Genomic DNA, 16,470 nt, shown 5'->3' on the forward strand with positions numbered 1-16,470 from the left:
AAGGGCGCGAGTGGATCGGCTTGGGAACAGACATCGCAAACTTCGTGCCAGAGCTTAACGAACACCTAATGCGCGCCTAGGCATCTGATAAACCTTGCATTTCCGCAACGCCTGCGACGGTCAGCATCGCCAGAGACTCAGTCACGTTGCATACAAAGATATTGATATGCATAAAATTTAGACCACCCCGCGTGCCTGCCCGGTCATTACTCGCCCGATTCCGGCTTGACATAAACGGCTCACGTCTCCTTATTGCGAATAGTTCGCATTAGCATTCGCATCAGATCAGTAACGTTGGGGAATGGCGTGAGTTTAAGGTTGTGGGCATCGATCACGGGGGCAGCATGCCTCTCGTCAGTCTGGGTTGGAGACGCGAAGGCCCAGGAGGGACAAACGCTGTCGGAAATCGTGGTCAGTGCCGAGCGGCAGAAGGAAGCTGACGCCTTCCAGTCCACCACCCTGCTCACCGGTGAGGCCCTGCAGCGCACGACCTCGGCCTCCATCGCCGACTTGCTGGCAACCCAGCCGGGCGTTGCGGCATCGACCTTCGCGCCGGGCGCGAGCCGGCCGAATATCCGCGGCCTCGACGACTATCGTGTTCGCATTCAGGAGAACGGCATCGGCAGCCAGGACGCGTCGGATTTCAGCCAGGACCATCAGGTCCCGGTCGATCCACTCTCCGCCGACAAGATCGAGGTGATCCGCGGTCCAGCGACACTGCGCTACGGCAATCAGGCCATCGGCGGCGTCGTCAATGCCAGCAACAATCGTATTCCGGAAAATCTCGTGCCGGACAATTTCAGCGCGCGCATCAAGGGTGGCGGCTCCTCGGTGGATAGCAGCATCGACGGCGCAGCCAGCATCGATGCATCAGGCAATAATGTCGCCATTCACGTCGACGCCTTCGGCCGCAGCGCCGGCGATTACAGAATTCCCGGCAGCGGCGTGCAGGCCAATACGAGGCTACGCTCGGAAGGCCAGTCGGTCGGCGGCTCCTACATCTTCGACGGCGGCTATATCGGCACCGCGATCCAGCACATCACCAGCCTGTATCATATCCCCGGCATCGCCGAATCCGCGTCGCGGACTCGCATCGATCTCGAACAGACCAAGGTGACCAGCAAGGGCGAATGGCGCGCGCCCACCGACGGCATCGCCGCGATCCGCTATACGTTCGGTGTCAGCGACTACAAGCATGGCGAGCTCGGCATCGGCGGCAATGGCGTCGACGGCCTGCAGAACACCATCACCAACAAGGAAATCGAAGGCCGCTTCGAACTGGACCACGCCGCGGTCGCAACACCGCTCGGCGCATTGACCGGAAGCTGGGGCGTACAGGCCAGCAACCGCAAGCTCGGCACCGCGGGCCTGCTCGGCGGGCTGCTCGCTCCCACCAATACGGACACAGTCGCGGGCTTCGTGTTCGAGCAATTGCAGCTCTCGGACACTCTCAAATTCCAGGCGGCCGGCCGCATCGAACATCTTTCCGTATCCGGCATGGCGCCGATCTTCCCCAGCAATTTCCTGCCACCGCCCGACACATTCTCCGAGACCGCAGCGACGCGCGATTTCACCCCGAAGAGCTTCAGCTTCGGACTGCTGAAATCACTTCCCTGGGACATGGTTGCCAATTTGAGCGTACAGCGTGCGCAGCGCGCGCCTGCCGCGCCGGAGCTTTATTCGCGCGGCTCCGACGGCGCATCCGGCACTTTCGTCATCGGCAATCCGGATCTGAAAATCGAAACCGCAGAATCGATCGAAGTCGGCCTCAAGCGCAGCAACGGCCAGCTTCGTTTCGAGGCCAGCCTCTACTACACGCGCTATCTTGATTTCATCTTCAAGCAGGTGACCGGCAACTTCTGCACCGACACTTTCGCAAGCTGCGGCGCGACCGGCCCACTGCTGCAAGTGGCCTACGGTCAACGAGATGCGAACTTCCGCGGCGCCGAGCTGATGGCACAACTCGACGTGACGCCGCTCAGCGACGGCATGCTCGGAATCGACACCCAATTCGACGTGGTCCGCGCGACCTTCGCCGATGGCAGCAATGTTCCGCGCATCGCACCGATGCGCGTGGGCGGCGGCGTCTGGTGGCGCAGCGCCGAATGGTATGCGCGCCTGGGCGTGCTCCACGCGTTCACACAGAATGATATTGCACTCAATGAAACTTCGACGGCCGGCTACAATCTGCTGAAGGCTGAGGTGAGCTATACCCACACATTCGCGAAGGTCGACGGCGGCCTGCGCGACATCACCTTTGGCGTCACCGGCGACAATCTGCTCGACGAACAGGTCCGCAACCACATCTCCTTCAAGAAGGCGGAGGTGTTGCAGCCCGGACGCGGCGTGCGGCTCTTCACGAGTATGAGATTTTGAGCCCAATGACCTTGGAATCGCTCCAGTTTGGGCCTCAACTCGGCCTCCAGAGGGCGACATCGTTCACATGCGAAGGTATTCTTCGCCATCATCTCCCATTGCAAACTTCGACCGACGGAATGCAGCCCCTATGACAAGATCCTGGTCTCCCATCGCAACTGTATTCCTGGCGGTTGGCGGAACGGCGGCGGTTCCGCAGTTTGCCGTAGCTGCGACCACGGAAGCGTTGCTTCCGCATAATCTGTCCCCATGGGGCATGTTCATGAATGCCGACATCGTGGTGAAGGCCGTGATGATCGGGCTTGCCATCGCCTCGCTGGTGACCTGGACGGTCTGGCTCGCAAAGACCATCGAACTCAACCGCGAAACGCGGTCCGCCAAACGGCGGCTCGATATACTGGAAAGCGACACGACGCTAGCCCAGGTCGAGCGCGATAGCGCCAATGCCCGCGATCCCGTGGCCCAGCTCATTCATTCGGCCGTGCGCGAGACTGCCCTCTCCCATGGACTGTTCGATGACGGCTTCAAGGAGCGCATTGCGCTTCGGCTTGAGCGCGTCGAACAGGCGATGTCGCGCCGGATTTCCCGCGGCATCGGCGTGGTCGCAACGATTGGTGCGACTGCACCCTTTGTCGGCCTGTTTGGAACCGTCTGGGGCATCATGAACGCCTTCATCGGCATTTCGGAAACCAAGACCACCAACCTCGCCGTCGTCGCGCCGGGCATCGCAGAAGCCTTGCTCGCGACAGCACTCGGTCTTGTCGCAGCCATTCCGGCCGTGGTGATCTATAACCAGCTCGTTCGTAACATCACGACCTACCGAGCGCTGCTCGGCGATGCCTCCGCACAGGTCATGCTGCTGATGAGCCGCGATCACGGCCGTCGCGGAATGCCGATCTCGCGGGCGGCGGAATAGATCATGGCTGCAAGATTAGGTGGACGCTCAGGCGGCGGTGACGACCTCGAGGTCAACCACGAAATCAATGTGACGCCTTTCATCGACGTGATGCTGGTTCTGCTGATCATCTTCATGGTGGCGGCGCCGCTTGCAACGGTCGATCTCGGTGTCGATCTGCCGGCAAGCGCCGTAGAACCGCAGCCGCGTCCCGACAAGCCGGTCTTCGTCACCGTCAAGCCGGACCTGACGATCGCCGTGGGCGAAGACATCATCCCGCGCGATACGCTGAGCGGCACGCTGGATGCTGCGACCAAGAACAACAAGGACGAGCGCATCTTCCTGCGCGCGGACAAGGTCGTGAGCTATGGCGATCTGATGGAAGTGATGAACCTGCTGCGCAATGCAGGCTATCTCAAGATCGCGCTGGTCGGCCTCGACGGACGAACCTCTGCGCCATGAACGTCTTTGCGCTACATGCGCCGACCGACAGCGTCGGTCTTCGCTGGACCGGGTCGGCGATCGCTATCGTCGCGATCCATGCCAGCCTGATCGCCGCAGGCATCTGGTGGTACCATCAACCGAACCCGCCGGGCGTTACGATGCCGACCATCATGATCGACATGGCGCCGGCCACCGCCGCGCCTGAAACGCAGCCGCTGGATATCGCGCCCGGCCCCGAGATGCAGAAAGCGGAAGCGCCGTCCGAGCCACCGCCCGAACCGGTTCAGCAGAAGCAGGTGGAAGAACAGATCCCGCCGACGCCATTGATGGAGAAACCGGTCGTCGAAGCGCCGCCCGAGCAGAAGACCGAGCCGACGCCTCCCCCGCCCGAGCCCGCCAAGATCATTCCCGATCCGCCAAAGCCGGTGCCGGAAAAGCCCAAGCCAAAGCCGATACGCGCCGAGGTCAAGAAGAAGCCCAACGATACGCCGGCAGCGCCGCAGACCACTGCAGCACCGCGCGCAGAACGCATCGCGCCTGCGGCATCGGCTGCAGCGGCCGGTGCCTCGAGGGCAGCATCTGCGTCTTACAATCAGCTCGTTCAATCACACTTGCAACGCTTCAAGCAATTTCCCCAGAGTGCACGCACCGGTCAGTCAGGCACGGCAGTCGTCAGAATCGCCTTTACACTCGATCGCAGCGGTCGCGTGCTGTCTTCTCACCTCCTGGGATCGTCGGGAAATCAAGCGCTCGATGCCGAAACGCTCGCCATGGTTCGTCGCGCGCAGCCATTCCCGGCATTTCCGCCGGAGAAGACCGGCGGTACGGAGGCGTTCAATGTTCCCTTGAGATACGATCTTCGTTAGCGACTAACGAAGGTCATGACGCCGCGACCGGGCAGATATCACTGCACGGGATTAGCGCGCTCGAACTGGCGCAGCAATTTGTTGCCGCGCTCTGCTGCAGCATCGAGGGCCTCCTGCGCAGGTTTCTTGCCGCTGAAGGCCTGTTCCAACTCATCCTCGATGGCGTCGCGGATCAGCGTGAACGAGCCGAGGCGCAATCCCTTCGAATTTTCCGTCGGCGCCTTGAGCGTGATCTGTTCGATGGATTTCACGGTGCCGGGGTTGCGGTCGTAAAAACCCTGCTGGCGCGTGAGTTCATAAGCGGCGCGTGTGATCGGCAGGTAACCCGTCTTCTGATGCCAGGTCGCCTGCACTTCAGGCTGCGAAAGAAACGCAAAGAACTTCGCGACGCCCTTATATTCTTCGCGCGGGCGATCGCGCAGCACCCAGAGCGTTGCGCCGCCGATGATCGAATTCTGTGGCGCCGCCGTGACATCCGGCCAATACGGCATCATGCCATAGCCGACCTCGAATTTCGCATTGGCGAGAATGTCGGCGCGGGTGCCTGACGAGCCCAGAAAAATCCCGCATTCGCTCTTCTGAAAGCGTGGCTCAGCCGCTGTCGCACGGCCGCTGTAGTCGAAGACCTTGGTCTTCTGCCATTCGGCAAGTTGCGTAATATGCCTCACCATCAGCGGATTGTTGAAGGTGAGCACGGCGTCCAATCCACCAAGGCCGTTGGACTTGGTCGCCACCGGAATGTTGTGGAATGCCGAGAAGTTCTCGACATTGATCCATGACGGCCAGGCCATCGTGAAGCCGCAAACCGCGCCTGCCGTCCGCAATCGCTTGGCAGCTGCGCCGAGTTCCGGCCAGGTCCGCGGCGGCTCGTCCGGATTGAGTCCGGCGGCACGGAACAGATCCTTGTTGTAGTAAAGGATCGGCGTCGACGCATTGAATGGGAAGGACAGCATGTTGCCGGCCATGTCGGTGTAGTAGCCCGTAATGGCTGGCAGATAGGCTGACGGATTGAACGCCTCCGCCTGATCGCGCATCAGCTCATAGACGGGATAGGTTGCGCCTTTGGCGGCCATCATGGTGGCCGTCGCGATTTCGTTGACCTGGACGATGGCCGGCTGGGTCCGGGACCGGAAGGCAAAGATCGACGCCGTGACGGTCTCGGTATAGTTGCCCTTGTAGACCGGAACGATGCGGTAGCCCGTCTGCGTGGCGTTGAAATCCGCGGCCAGCTTTTCAACGTGCCGGCCGAGTTCTCCGGACATCGCGTGCCACCACTGAATGTCGGTGGCGCGTGCGGGCGTCGCCGTCTGGCTGACTGTCACCACGAGCGCGAGATATCCGAGCGCCACCTTCAACTTCATTTCATTCTGCCCTTACAACGCCGTCGGCTGCCGGCCTGCTGTGCTAATCATTCTTGTTGGGAGGCCAAAGCTTCCGCCGCCCAATAAAATAATGATTCCATTATAGTTTTGATCGAAATCGCCCCGCACGGTGGCGTTCACCGGACGCGATCTGCCGCAGCACTCTGTTGCGACTTCGCGGCGTTCGGTTCAATCGGGACTGCGCCAGTTCAACCAGTTGTTGCAGGTTAATAGCCAGCACCGCCTGTATTTGCTACATTGAACTGTCTCGCAACCTCAACGAAACTCTTTCAGACTATAAAGATCGAGTTGCCGGGTTGCGACGCACGGCTGTCTCACCGATTGAACCTTTCGCAAGGCCGAATGACACACCTGTGGTGACGAGCCCGCACAACGGAGTTTCTGAAGGACAGGACGAGCTGGCGGCGCGAGGCCGGACCGGCCTCGTCGCGGCTGTCCGTGCGATTCCGATCCGCTGGCGCATTTTGTCCATCGCAGCCCTGAACTCGGCGGTCGTCCTCGTCCTGGCGGGATTGATCTGGAGCGGCTCGCGGGTGCTGTCCTCGGCCTGGGACGATGTGCGCCAGGTCCGGCAGTCCGATCAGGTTCTGGCCCTGCTCGAGAGCGAGACAGGCCGGCTGCAGAACCTGATCCATCGCTATATCAATCAGCCCAGCCCCGAACTGTTCGCCGAAATCCTGCTGCTCCGCGAGGCTGTACTCGGCACGTTGAACACCCGTGCCTCGACCGATCCGATGCTGTCCGGCTCCGTTGCTGAGCTCGAGCGCGTCACCGAGCGCTTCCTTAGCGGCTTCGGTGAATTGCGGACGCTTCAAACCACCATTGCCAAGACCTACGAAGAACAGGTGCTTGGGCCTGCCAAGGACATGGCGGGACTGTACTCCATCATCGAGGGCGCCACCGGCCAGCGCGACGCGCTGATCTGGCCGGCACTCGGCAAGTCGCGTGAGGCATTCACCGCGATGCTGGTCGCCGCCAACGCCTATTATCTGTCGCTGGCATCCGCCTCGGCCGAAGATGCACGCCGCAACACCGAGACGATCGAGCGTACTATCCCGGTCATGACCGACCTCGCCGACAATGATCTGCAGCGTATTGCGTTGCAGCGGCTCAAGGGACGCTCAGTTGCCCTCCGCCAGGGGCTCGCAAAACTGTCCGAACAACTCTCCAGCCGCACGGACCTGCTGCGCAATTCGATCGATGCCAGCCAGGCCGACACGATTGCTGCGATCGATGGCCTGTCCGTCAAGATGCGCCAGCGCGAGCAGTCCGCGCAGGCCACTTTCGACCGCACGCTGACGGCGATCTCCCGCAATGTCATGGTCATCGCCACGGGCTTTCTTGGGCTGATCATCACCGCAGGCATCATCATCGCGCTGAGCATCCGCCTGCCGCTGCAGCAGATCATGGCCTCGATGCGCGCAATCACCTCCGGCGACTATGATCGCAAGGTTCAGGGCACCGCCGCCAAGGACGAGGTTGGCGCCATGGCCCGCGCGGTCGAGGTGTTCCGTGAGAACGCCGTCGCCAAGCGCGAAGCCGAAAACGAGCTGCGCGCGTCGAAGGAGAAGGCCGAGAGCGCCTTGCTCGAACTAAATGCCGCACAGCAGAATTTGATCGACGCCGAACGGCTGGCCGCACTTGGCGGTCTGGTCGCCGGCGTGGCCCACGAGGTCAATAATCCGATCGGCATCAGCCTCACCGTGGCATCAAGCTTCGCGCGGCGCTCGGAAATGTTCGAGGCCGAACTGCGCTCCAATGCCCCGCTGCGGCGCTCGCAACTGGAAGAATTCGTCAAGACGTCACGCGATGCGGCGCAGCAACTGGTCGCCAACCTGCATCGCGCCGGCGAGCTTATTCAGTCCTTCAAACAGGTCGCCGTCGATCGGTCCCACGCCGAACGGCGGCAATTCAGCCTCTCCGAGGCCACCGATCAGATCATCGCCAGTCTGCGCCCCGTCCTGAAGAAGGCTCCGATCACACTGACGGTCGACGTGCCGGACGGGCTGATGATCGATGGCTATCCCGGGTCCTACGGCCAGATCCTGACCAATCTGTTCCTGAATGCGGCCAATCACGCGTTCCCGGACGGCAAGCCCGGCGCCATCGCCATCACCGCCAAGCCGCGCGGCACCGACGATATTGAGATCAGCTTCTCCGACAACGGCGCGGGCATGAGCCCGGACGTCCAGCGACAGGCTTTCGACCCGTTTTTCACCACCCGCCGCAACGAAGGCGGCACCGGCCTTGGCCTCCACATCGTGTACAATCTGGTGACCCAGCAGCTGGGTGGCCGGATGATGCTGGAGTCAAGACTGGGACAAGGCACGACATTTCGCATTATCATGCCGCGGGCCGCCACTGGCGCCGCCGGATCATTTGACGGGACTACGCAATGGCCGACCAGGACGATGTCCTCTACTTGATTGAAGACTCCGGTGATGTCCCGGAAGAATCCAATAACCGAAAATGGAAGATCGCGGTCATCGACGATGACCAGGCCGTGCATGAGGGCACGCGCTTCGCGCTGAGCGATTACACCCTGAACGGCCAGTCGCTGGAAATCCTGTCGGCCTATTCCGCTGCCGAAGGCCAGGCCCTGATGCGCGAGCATACGGATATCGCAGCCGTACTGCTCGACGTCATCATGGAGACGGATGCGGCCGGCCTCGAACTGGTCGAGTTCATCCGCAACGAGCTGCACAACGAAACCGTCCGCATCATCCTGCGTACCGGCCAGCCCGGCCAGGCGCCGGAGCGCCGCGTCATCGTCGACTATGACATCAACGATTACAAGGCGAAGACCGAACTGACCGCCGACAAGCTGTTCACCTCGCTGACGGCCGCGCTGCGCAGCTATCAGCAACTCGAACGCATGGTGCAGACACGGCGCGGCCTCGAAATCATCATCGACGCCGCCTCGACGCTCTATGATTTCAAGTCGATGCAGCGGCTTGCCGAAGGCGTGCTGACGCAGATCGCCTCGCTGCTGAATGTCGATTGCGCCGGCATTCTGGTGCTGCGCGATGGCGGCGTTGTCGGCGACGACTATGCCGTCCTCGCCGGATCAGGCTGTTACAGCCGCTTCATGGGTACCGCCACCGCACAGTCGCTCGATCCGGACCTGCGCCAGATGGTCGAAGATGCCTTCAAGCGCCGCAAGCACGACTTCGCCGACCATCGGACGGCGCTCTATATTCGCACCGGCAGCGGCCGTGAGGTTGTCGTGCTGCTGCAGGCGGAGCGGCAATTGTCGGAGACAGACCGTTCTCTGGTTGAGATCTTCGGCAGCCGGCTGTCGATCGCCTTCGACAACGTGATCCTCTATCAGCAACTGCACGAGGCCAATACGCAGTTGGAAGACCGCGTGGCGCAGCGTACCCGCGCCCTGATGCAGGCCAATCGCCGGCTTTCCGCGCAGTGGCTGCGGCTGCAGCGCGCCAACGGCTTCAAGAACGAGATTCTGGGTACCGTCGCCCATGACCTGAAGAATCCACTCGGCGTGATCCTCGGCCGCACCGAGATGCTGACCGAGCTGATATCCGCGGGATCGCCGAAGGAAAACATCTCCGCGCAGGTCGATCACATTCGTGACGCCACCAAGCGACTGACCTCGATGGTCGATCACCTGATCTCGGACGCCATGGCGGACGCCTTCGATATCACCATCCGCCGTGAGCCGGTCGATCTGGCGACGCTGGTCCGGGACGTCGCTGAAGCGAATCGGCCGTCTGCGGTGAACAAGCAGCAGGACCTCTCCGTCTCGGCGCCGGATCACCACGATCTCACCATGTGCGATGCCGACCGGATGCGCGAAGCGATCGACAATCTCGTCAGCAACGCCATCAAATACAGCCCGATCGGCGGCAAGATCGCGCTGCTCATCACAGGCGATGCCGATTATGTCCGCATCAGCATCAGCGACGAAGGTCCCGGCCTGTCGCCGGAGGATCTCGACCGCCTGTTTGGTCGTTTCCAGCGGCTTTCAGCCAAGCCAACCGGTGGTGAAAGTTCAACCGGCCTCGGCCTGTCGATCGTCAAACGCATCATCGACATGCATGGCGGCGAGGTGAATGCACATAGCCCCGGCCAGGGCGCCACCTTCACCATCCTGCTGCCAGCCACCAGTGAGGGCCTGTCATGAGCCAGAGCCCGCATATCGTCGTCGTCGACGACGAAGCACCCGCCCGCGAGATGGTGGGCGACTATCTCAAGATGCACGGCTTTGCCGTGACCTTGTGCGACGGCGGCAAGAGCCTGCGCAGCGAGATCGAGACCAAGGTGCCGGATCTCGTGGTGCTCGACCTCAACATGCCCGAGGAAGACGGGCTCTCGATCATCCGTGACCTCAAGAGCCGCATCAACGTGCCGGTGATCATGCTCACCGCCACCGCAAGCCCGATCGACCGTGTCGTCGGCCTCGAACTCGGCGCCGACGATTACATCGCCAAGCCCTGCGAACTCCGCGAATTGATGGCGCGCATCCGCTCGGTCTTGCGCCGAAGCACGCCGGTGAAAGGCGCAGCAGCAGATGCAACGCCTGCCAAGGAGAACAAGGACCATCTCGTGCGCTTCGGCACGAAATGGCTCGACCTGGAAGCGCAGGCCTTGCGTGACGACGAAGGCAACGAACATCCGCTGACAGCTTCTGAATTTGGCCTGCTCAAGGTATTCGCCGCGAATCCGAAGCGCGTGCTTTCGCGCGAACGGTTGCTCGAACTGGCCAATGCTCGCGACGCCGAGGCTTTCGACCGGGCGGTCGACCTGCGGATCATGCGAATCCGCCGCAAAATCGAGCCCGATCCGACGAAACCCGCCGTGATCCGTACAATTCGCGGCGGGGGCTATTTGTTCTCCCCGGTGGGCGACAAGGCCTGAGCCCCTTTTGGAATCTATCTCGTTCAATTTACACGCATTTCACCTCTGAATGTTTCGTCGCTAACCCTGCGACGAAACAATTCTCCGGTTCCATGAAACCATTTTCCGCTTTTGAAGCAGACGCCCTGAAACTTGGGCTCCTTAACAATCCTCCCAACGAAGCCGCAACGCGGTCTCTTACGGGAGTTAGTCATGCAGAACGTCATCGCCCTCAATGCCGCCGGTCAGCAGGGTATCATTACGGCCCGCGCCACCTCGGATGAGATGCTGCTGGAGAATATCGCCAGCGGCGACCGGACGGCGATGCACACGCTTTATGCCCGGCACAATGTGCGGGTCTATCGCTTCGTTCTCCGCATGCTGCGCGACACGTCGGCGGCGGAAGATCTGGTCAGTCAGGTATTCCTCGACGTGTGGCGGACCGCCAGCCAGTTCGAAGGCCGCTCGCAGGTCTCCACCTGGCTGTTGTCGATCGCACGCTTCAAGGCACTGACCGCGCTGCGCCAGCGTAAATATGAAGACATCGACCAGGACGATGTCATGGAAATCGCCGACCAGGCCGATACACCTGAGGCATCGCTCGATCGCAGCCGCACCAGCGCCATTCTTCGCGCATGTGTCGCCAAGCTGTCGCCGGCGCATCGCGAGATCGTCAACCTCGTCTACTATCATGAGAAGTCAGTGGAAGAGGTCGCCGGCCTGATCGGCATCCCCGCGTCGACGGTGAAGACCCGCATGTTCTACGCCCGCAAGCAGCTCGCCGATCTCCTGAAGACCGCCGGCATCGACAGTATCGCAGCGTAATCTGCCGCGTTCCTTTTGCTCCAACGTTCCAGACGTCAGTTCGCGTAAACCTCCCCACCTCCAGCGACCCGGACGGGATGCCCCCTTCCGGGTCGTATTCTGTTTGGAGCTACGGCTTTGTCATCGTCGGCGGACGCACGAACTTCCGCATCGACCTGCGCAATACATCTGACAAAATTGGACAAATTGTCTACGAGTCCAACGGCGAACGCCAATGTGGGCAGATGGACAGCCTTTTCAAGACGTTGCCGAATCCGGGCGGCCAACTAACAAAGACCTCGCGCAGTTTCGCCCGCGCGCTCTGCATGATAGAACACGACCAGACTACACATGGACGGATGCAAATGTTCGAAGGCTTTGACCCTGTCATACTAGCCCGAGCGCAATTTGCGTTCACGATGTCATTTCACATCATCTTTCCCGCGTTCTCCATCGGGCTAGCGAGCTATCTCGCGGTGCTCGAAGCGCTCTGGCTGTGGACCGGACGCGAGGTCTTCCTCAACCTGTTCAATTACTGGCTCAAGATCTTCGCCGTGGCCTTCGGCATGGGCGTGGTCTCGGGCATCGTGATGTCCTACCAGTTCGGCACCAATTGGTCGGCCTTCTCCGACAAAGCGGGACCGATCATCGGCCCGCTGATGGCCTATGAAGTCCTCACCGCCTTCTTCCTTGAGGCTGGCTTTCTCGGCGTCATGCTGTTCGGACTGAAGCGCGTCGGTCCAAGGCTGCATTTCTTCGCTACGCTGATGGTCGCGATCGGCACGCTGTTTTCGGCCTTCTGGATTCTCTCCGCGAATTCCTGGATGCAGACGCCGGCCGGCTACAGCATCAATGCTGCCGGCCAGTTCGTTGCCGCCGACTGGTGGAAGGTGATCTTCAATCCGTCCTTCCCGTATCGTCTCGTGCACATGGTGCTGGCGGCCTATCTCACAACGGCTTTCGTGGTCGGCGCGGTTGGCGCCTGGCATCTGCTCAAGGATACGCGCCTGCCCGGCCCGCGCGTGATGTTCTCCATGGCGATGTGGATGGCGACACTGGTCGCCCCGCTGCAGATTCTTGCCGGCGATCAGCACGGCCTCAACACGCTTGAGCACCAGCCAACCAAGATCATGGCCATGGAAGGCCATTTCGAGAGCCATCCCCATGGCGCGCCGCTGATCCTGTTCGGTCTCCCGAGCCAGGCCGAAGGCAAAGTGAACTACGCCATCGAGATACCCAAGCTCGGATCGCTGATCCTGAAGCATGACCTCAATGCGCCGATGGCCGGGCTCGATACTGTTCCGCGCGAAAACTGGCCGCCGGTGCCGGTGACCTTCTGGTCGTTCCGCATCATGGTCGGCATCGGCTTTCTGATGCTGGGGCTGGGACTGCTGAGCCTCTTCATGCGCTTCCGCGGCAAGTTCTATGAGTCGCGCTTGCTTCACAGCTTTGCGCTCGCGATGGGCCCGGCCGGCTTCATCGCCGTGCTAGCCGGCTGGGTGACAACCGAAACGGGGCGGCAACCGTTCACGGTGTTCGGTCTGCTGCGGACAAGTGATTCGGTTTCACCGCTGGCGGCGCCAGCCGTTGCGTCGTCGCTGATCGCCTTCGCCATTGTCTATTTCCTGGTCTTCGCCGCGGGCACGATCTATCTGCTCCGGCTCATGGCCGCGCCGCCGCATCATGATGAGCAAGGCCCGGCCGGCAACGTGCCGAGTCGTGCGGCGGGCATTACCCCGGCCGTGGGTGCAACCGCATCGGGGCACGTGTCATGATCGATATCGCGGTCGTCTGGGCCTTCATCATCGCCTTTGCCGTCTTCGTCTATGTCGTGATGGACGGCTTCGATCTCGGCCTCGGCATGCTGTTTCCACTCTTCCCGAAGAAGGAAGACCGTGACGTCATGATGAACTCGGTCGCCCCGGTCTGGGACGGCAACGAGACCTGGCTGGTGCTCGGCGGCGGAGGGCTGATGGCGGCGTTTCCGCTGGCCTATGCGGTGCTGATGCCGGCGCTCTATACGCCGATGATTGTGATGCTGCTCGGCCTCGTGTTTCGCGGCGTCGCTTTCGAATTCCGCTGGCGCACCACGCGCGAGCGAAATCTGTGGGACATTGCCTTTGCGGGCGGATCGCTGATGGCCACACTGGCGCAGGGTGTGGCGCTCGGCGCGATCCTGCAAGGCATCGTCGTCAATGGTCGCCACTATGGCGGCGGCTGGTGGGACTGGCTGACACCGTTCAGCGTCCTGACCGGACTCGCACTGATGGCAGGTTACGGCCTGCTCGGCGCCACCTGGCTGGTGTTGAAGACCGAAGGCGCGTTGCGCGATCAGGCCTATCGGCTGAGTTGGTGGCTTCTATTCGCCATGCTCGCCGCCATCGGTCTCGTCAGCATCGCGACGCCATTTCTGGATGCCGAATATGCGCGGCGCTGGTTCGCCTGGCCGAACATCATCCTGACGGCGCCGGTGCCGATTGCAGTTGCTGCCATCACGGCGCTCTTGATGCGAAGCCTCGCGGCCAAACAGGATTACCGGCCGTTCTTCCTGTCGCTGGCGCTGTTCGCATTGTCCTATGCCGGATTGGGCATCAGCATGTGGCCCTATATCGTGCCGCGCAGCATCACCATCTGGCAGGCCGCGTCGCCCGACAATAGCCTGCATTTCATGAGCTACGGCGTCGCCGTGCTGGTTCCCATCATCCTCGGTTACACCGCCTGGGCCTATTACGTGTTTCGCGGCAAGGTTCGCGCTGGCGCGGGCTATCACTGATGACACCTGCGTCGCAGCAAAAGGCCGTCCCTTCAGACAAGCGCCCGCTGATACAGCGCCTATTGTGGTTTGTTGCGCTGTGGCTGGGCGGCGTCGCCAGTGTGACCCTCGTCAGCTACGTGCTGCGACTGTGGATTGCACCGAAATAGACGCGGTGACCTTTAATCAAATCGTCACCCGCAGACGGCAAATATGCCGGCGACTCACGACGTCCGCGCGCGGACCGTCCCCATGCCCGCTGATTTCATGGTTCCCGTGATTTGGCTGGGATGATACAGAATATCGGACGCGAAACCGGAGATGCCTGCGATGATCAACATCCGCCGCCTGCTTGGCTTTCAGCTCGTCGCCGCAGCCAGCCTGATGTTGTCGATCACGCAAGGCCTCGCCCAGCAACCGCGCCCGGATGTCGGCGACGAGCCCGGGCTGATTGCCGACGACTCCGTTCAGCTTGAACCGGAATTCCAGAAGCAGATGGTGCTGTACCGCACCACCGAGGCACCGGGCACCATCATCATCGCGACCTCAGAGCGCCATCTCTATGTGGTGCAGGGCAATGGTCGCGCGCTGCGTTACGGCATCGGCGTCGGCCGCGACGGCTTCCAGTGGCAGGGCCTCTTGAAAATCTCGCGCAAGGCGGAATGGCCGGACTGGACGCCGCCGCCGGAAATGATCGCGCGTCAGCCCTATCTGCCGCGCTTTATGGCCGGCGGCCCCGGCAATCCGCTCGGCGCCCGCGCGCTCTATCTCGGCGCCACCGTCTATCGCATCCACGGCACCAACCGGCCCGACACCATCGGCACCGCCGTATCGTCCGGCTGCTTCCGGCTGGTCAATGCCGATGTCGCCGACCTCTATGAGAGGATCCCGGTGGGCACCAAGGTCATCGTACGGCAGAAGCCTGAAATCTGATCTGCGCCTCGCCGCACAGCTCTTCGATCCAGTTTTTCTCTGACATATTTTTCTCTGAATACGGGGCGGACGTCGCATGGGGATGAAGCGGACTTTCACGACCGGGCTGGCCATCGGCCTGGTGGTTGCCACTGCAGTGGCTGCGGCTGCGATCACCTATGAGCGCTACGACACCAAGACGCTGAAGCGCACCGTCAAGCGTGACGCTGTACTCTGCGGCGTCAATACCGGCCTGCCCGGCTTCTCGTCCCCGGATGCGCAAGGCACCTGGGCCGGCTTCGACGTCGACTTCTGCCGGGCCGTCGCCGCTGCGATCTTCAACGATCCGAAGAAGGTGACCTTCGTTCCGCTCGACGCGTCGGATCGCTTCAAGGAGCTGCAGAGCCGCAAGGTCGATATTCTGTCGCGCAACTCCACCTGGAGCATGTCGCGCGAAACCAATTACGATCTCTATTTCCCCGCCGTATCCTATTATGACGGCCAGGGCTTCATGGTGCCGAAGTCTCGCAAGATCGATTCCGCGCTGGAGCTCGATGGCAGCAAGGTCTGCGTCCAGGACGGCACCACGACCGTGCTGAACCTCGCCGACTACTTCCGCAGCAACAACATCAAATATACCGAAGTGAAATTTCCGAAGCTGGACGAAGTCCTCAAGGCCTATAATTCCGGCCAGTGCGACACCTTCACGGCGGATGCGTCGCAGCTCTATGCGCTGCGCCTGACCATGAGCAAGCCCGACGATCACCTGATCCTGCCCGACGTCATCTCCAAGGAGCCGCTGGCCCCCGTGGTGCGCCAGCGTGACGACGACTGGATGATGATCGTGAAGTGGACGCTCTATGCCATGATCAATGCCGAAGAGCTTGGCATCACCTCGAAGAACATCGACGAAGCGCTGAAGTCCAAGAAGCCCGACGTGATGCGTCTGGTCGGCACCGAAGGTGCTTACGGCGAAGACCTCAGCCTCTCGAAGGACTGGGCCGCCCGCATCATCCGCCATGTCGGCAATTACGGCGAAGTCTATGACCGCAATATCGGCGAAGGCTCGAAGCTGAAGATTCCGCGCGGGTTGAACCAGATCTGGAGCGCCGGTGGCATTCAATACGCCCCGCCGATCAGGTAGGGCTAACGACCCTCCGTCATAGCTAAACGCCGTCATGG

Annotated in this window: 14 protein-coding genes; 13 read left to right on the forward strand and 1 reads right to left on the reverse strand. The window is 61.5% G+C overall.

Annotation, left to right across the window (positions count from 1 at the left end; translation table 11 throughout):
* The first annotated feature begins 306 nt into the window (after positions 1-306).
* The 4 genes from AB7813_RS18500 (at position 307) to AB7813_RS18515 (ending at position 4,581) form a co-directional block, all read left to right on the forward strand.
* Positions 307-2,376: a TonB-dependent receptor gene (locus AB7813_RS18500; protein ID WP_439065290.1), complete on the forward strand. Its 2,070-nt coding sequence runs from the start codon at positions 307-309 to the stop codon at positions 2,374-2,376.
* A 130-nt stretch (positions 2,377-2,506) separates the two neighbouring features.
* A complete protein-coding gene (gene exbB / locus AB7813_RS18505) occupies positions 2,507-3,292 on the forward strand; it encodes a tonB-system energizer ExbB (protein ID WP_120287491.1) in 786 nt (261 codons plus the stop codon).
* Between the two features lie 3 nt (positions 3,293-3,295).
* On the forward strand, positions 3,296-3,733 hold the full coding sequence (exbD, locus tag AB7813_RS18510; protein ID WP_089263503.1) for a TonB system transport protein ExbD: 438 nt from the start codon (positions 3,296-3,298) through the stop codon (positions 3,731-3,733).
* Entirely contained in the window at positions 3,730-4,581 is an 852-nt protein-coding gene (locus AB7813_RS18515; RefSeq protein WP_439083871.1) for an energy transducer TonB family protein, read from the forward strand. Before exbD ends, AB7813_RS18515 begins: the two co-directional genes overlap by 4 nt.
* A 38-nt stretch (positions 4,582-4,619) precedes the next feature.
* On the opposite strand, the gene ugpB is transcribed toward AB7813_RS18515, so the two are convergent.
* Positions 4,620-5,942, reverse strand: a complete 1,323-nt coding sequence (gene ugpB / locus AB7813_RS18520; protein ID WP_184512337.1) for a sn-glycerol-3-phosphate ABC transporter substrate-binding protein UgpB — start codon at positions 5,940-5,942, stop codon at positions 4,620-4,622.
* Between the two features lie 419 nt (positions 5,943-6,361).
* Between ugpB and AB7813_RS18525 the strand changes: the two genes are divergently transcribed.
* From AB7813_RS18525 to AB7813_RS18565, 9 genes are all read left to right on the forward strand, one after another.
* Positions 6,362-8,389 carry a sensor histidine kinase gene (locus tag AB7813_RS18525; RefSeq protein ID WP_244558258.1) on the forward strand — a complete coding sequence of 676 codons (2,028 nt, stop codon included), beginning with the start codon at positions 6,362-6,364 and terminating at the stop codon, positions 8,387-8,389.
* Positions 8,359-10,107 (forward strand): ATP-binding response regulator, encoded by a 1,749-nt coding sequence (locus AB7813_RS18530; protein WP_175369165.1) that lies wholly within the window; start codon positions 8,359-8,361, stop codon positions 10,105-10,107. The genes AB7813_RS18525 and AB7813_RS18530 overlap by 31 nt, the downstream gene beginning before the upstream one ends.
* On the forward strand, positions 10,104-10,841 hold the full coding sequence (locus AB7813_RS18535; protein WP_439083870.1) for a response regulator: 738 nt from the start codon (positions 10,104-10,106) through the stop codon (positions 10,839-10,841). The genes AB7813_RS18530 and AB7813_RS18535 overlap by 4 nt, the downstream gene beginning before the upstream one ends.
* A 192-nt stretch (positions 10,842-11,033) precedes the next feature.
* On the forward strand, positions 11,034-11,645 hold the full coding sequence (locus AB7813_RS18540) for a sigma-70 family RNA polymerase sigma factor (protein WP_093757615.1): 612 nt from the start codon (positions 11,034-11,036) through the stop codon (positions 11,643-11,645).
* Between the two features lie 344 nt (positions 11,646-11,989).
* The gene (locus tag AB7813_RS18545; protein ID WP_439083869.1) at positions 11,990-13,399 is read left to right on the forward strand and encodes a cytochrome ubiquinol oxidase subunit I; all 1,410 of its coding nucleotides are present in this window, start codon (positions 11,990-11,992) and stop codon (positions 13,397-13,399) included.
* On the forward strand, positions 13,396-14,397 hold the full coding sequence (cydB, locus tag AB7813_RS18550) for a cytochrome d ubiquinol oxidase subunit II (protein ID WP_089263497.1): 1,002 nt from the start codon (positions 13,396-13,398) through the stop codon (positions 14,395-14,397). Before AB7813_RS18545 ends, cydB begins: the two co-directional genes overlap by 4 nt.
* Entirely contained in the window at positions 14,397-14,546 is a 150-nt protein-coding gene (locus AB7813_RS18555; RefSeq protein WP_320445888.1) for a DUF2474 domain-containing protein, read from the forward strand. The genes cydB and AB7813_RS18555 overlap by 1 nt, the downstream gene beginning before the upstream one ends.
* 160 nt (positions 14,547-14,706) lie before the next feature.
* Positions 14,707-15,309, forward strand: coding sequence for a L,D-transpeptidase (locus tag AB7813_RS18560; RefSeq protein ID WP_089263709.1), 603 nt, complete (start codon positions 14,707-14,709; stop codon positions 15,307-15,309).
* 82 nt (positions 15,310-15,391) lie between these two features.
* On the forward strand, positions 15,392-16,432 hold the full coding sequence (locus AB7813_RS18565; RefSeq protein WP_439083868.1) for an amino acid ABC transporter substrate-binding protein: 1,041 nt from the start codon (positions 15,392-15,394) through the stop codon (positions 16,430-16,432).
* Positions 16,433-16,470: the final 38 nt, after the last annotated feature.

It is taken from the genome of Tardiphaga sp. 20_F10_N6_6 (genome assembly GCF_052076045.1).
Taxonomy (GTDB): Bacteria; Pseudomonadota; Alphaproteobacteria; order Rhizobiales; family Xanthobacteraceae; genus Tardiphaga; species Tardiphaga robiniae.

Bases quoted from the DNA above. Each gene is read 5' to 3' on its own strand.
- AB7813_RS18515 (WP_439083871.1), top strand. From the start codon at position 3,730: ATGAACGTCTTTGCGCTACATGCGCCGACCGACAGCGTCGGTCTTCGC.
- cydB (WP_089263497.1), top strand. From the start codon at position 13,396: ATGATCGATATCGCGGTCGTCTGGGCCTTCATCATCGCCTTTGCCGTC.
- AB7813_RS18560 (WP_089263709.1), top strand. From the start codon at position 14,707: ATGATCAACATCCGCCGCCTGCTTGGCTTTCAGCTCGTCGCCGCAGCC.
- AB7813_RS18555 (WP_320445888.1), top strand. From the start codon at position 14,397: ATGACACCTGCGTCGCAGCAAAAGGCCGTCCCTTCAGACAAGCGCCCG.
- AB7813_RS18565 (WP_439083868.1), top strand. From the start codon at position 15,392: ATGAAGCGGACTTTCACGACCGGGCTGGCCATCGGCCTGGTGGTTGCC.
- ugpB (WP_184512337.1), bottom strand. From the start codon at position 5,942: ATGAAGTTGAAGGTGGCGCTCGGATATCTCGCGCTCGTGGTGACAGTC.
- exbB (WP_120287491.1), top strand. From the start codon at position 2,507: ATGACAAGATCCTGGTCTCCCATCGCAACTGTATTCCTGGCGGTTGGC.
- AB7813_RS18535 (WP_439083870.1), top strand. From the start codon at position 10,104: ATGAGCCAGAGCCCGCATATCGTCGTCGTCGACGACGAAGCACCCGCC.
- AB7813_RS18530 (WP_175369165.1), top strand. From the start codon at position 8,359: ATGGCCGACCAGGACGATGTCCTCTACTTGATTGAAGACTCCGGTGAT.
- AB7813_RS18545 (WP_439083869.1), top strand. From the start codon at position 11,990: ATGTTCGAAGGCTTTGACCCTGTCATACTAGCCCGAGCGCAATTTGCG.
- exbD (WP_089263503.1), top strand. From the start codon at position 3,296: ATGGCTGCAAGATTAGGTGGACGCTCAGGCGGCGGTGACGACCTCGAG.
- AB7813_RS18540 (WP_093757615.1), top strand. From the start codon at position 11,034: ATGCAGAACGTCATCGCCCTCAATGCCGCCGGTCAGCAGGGTATCATT.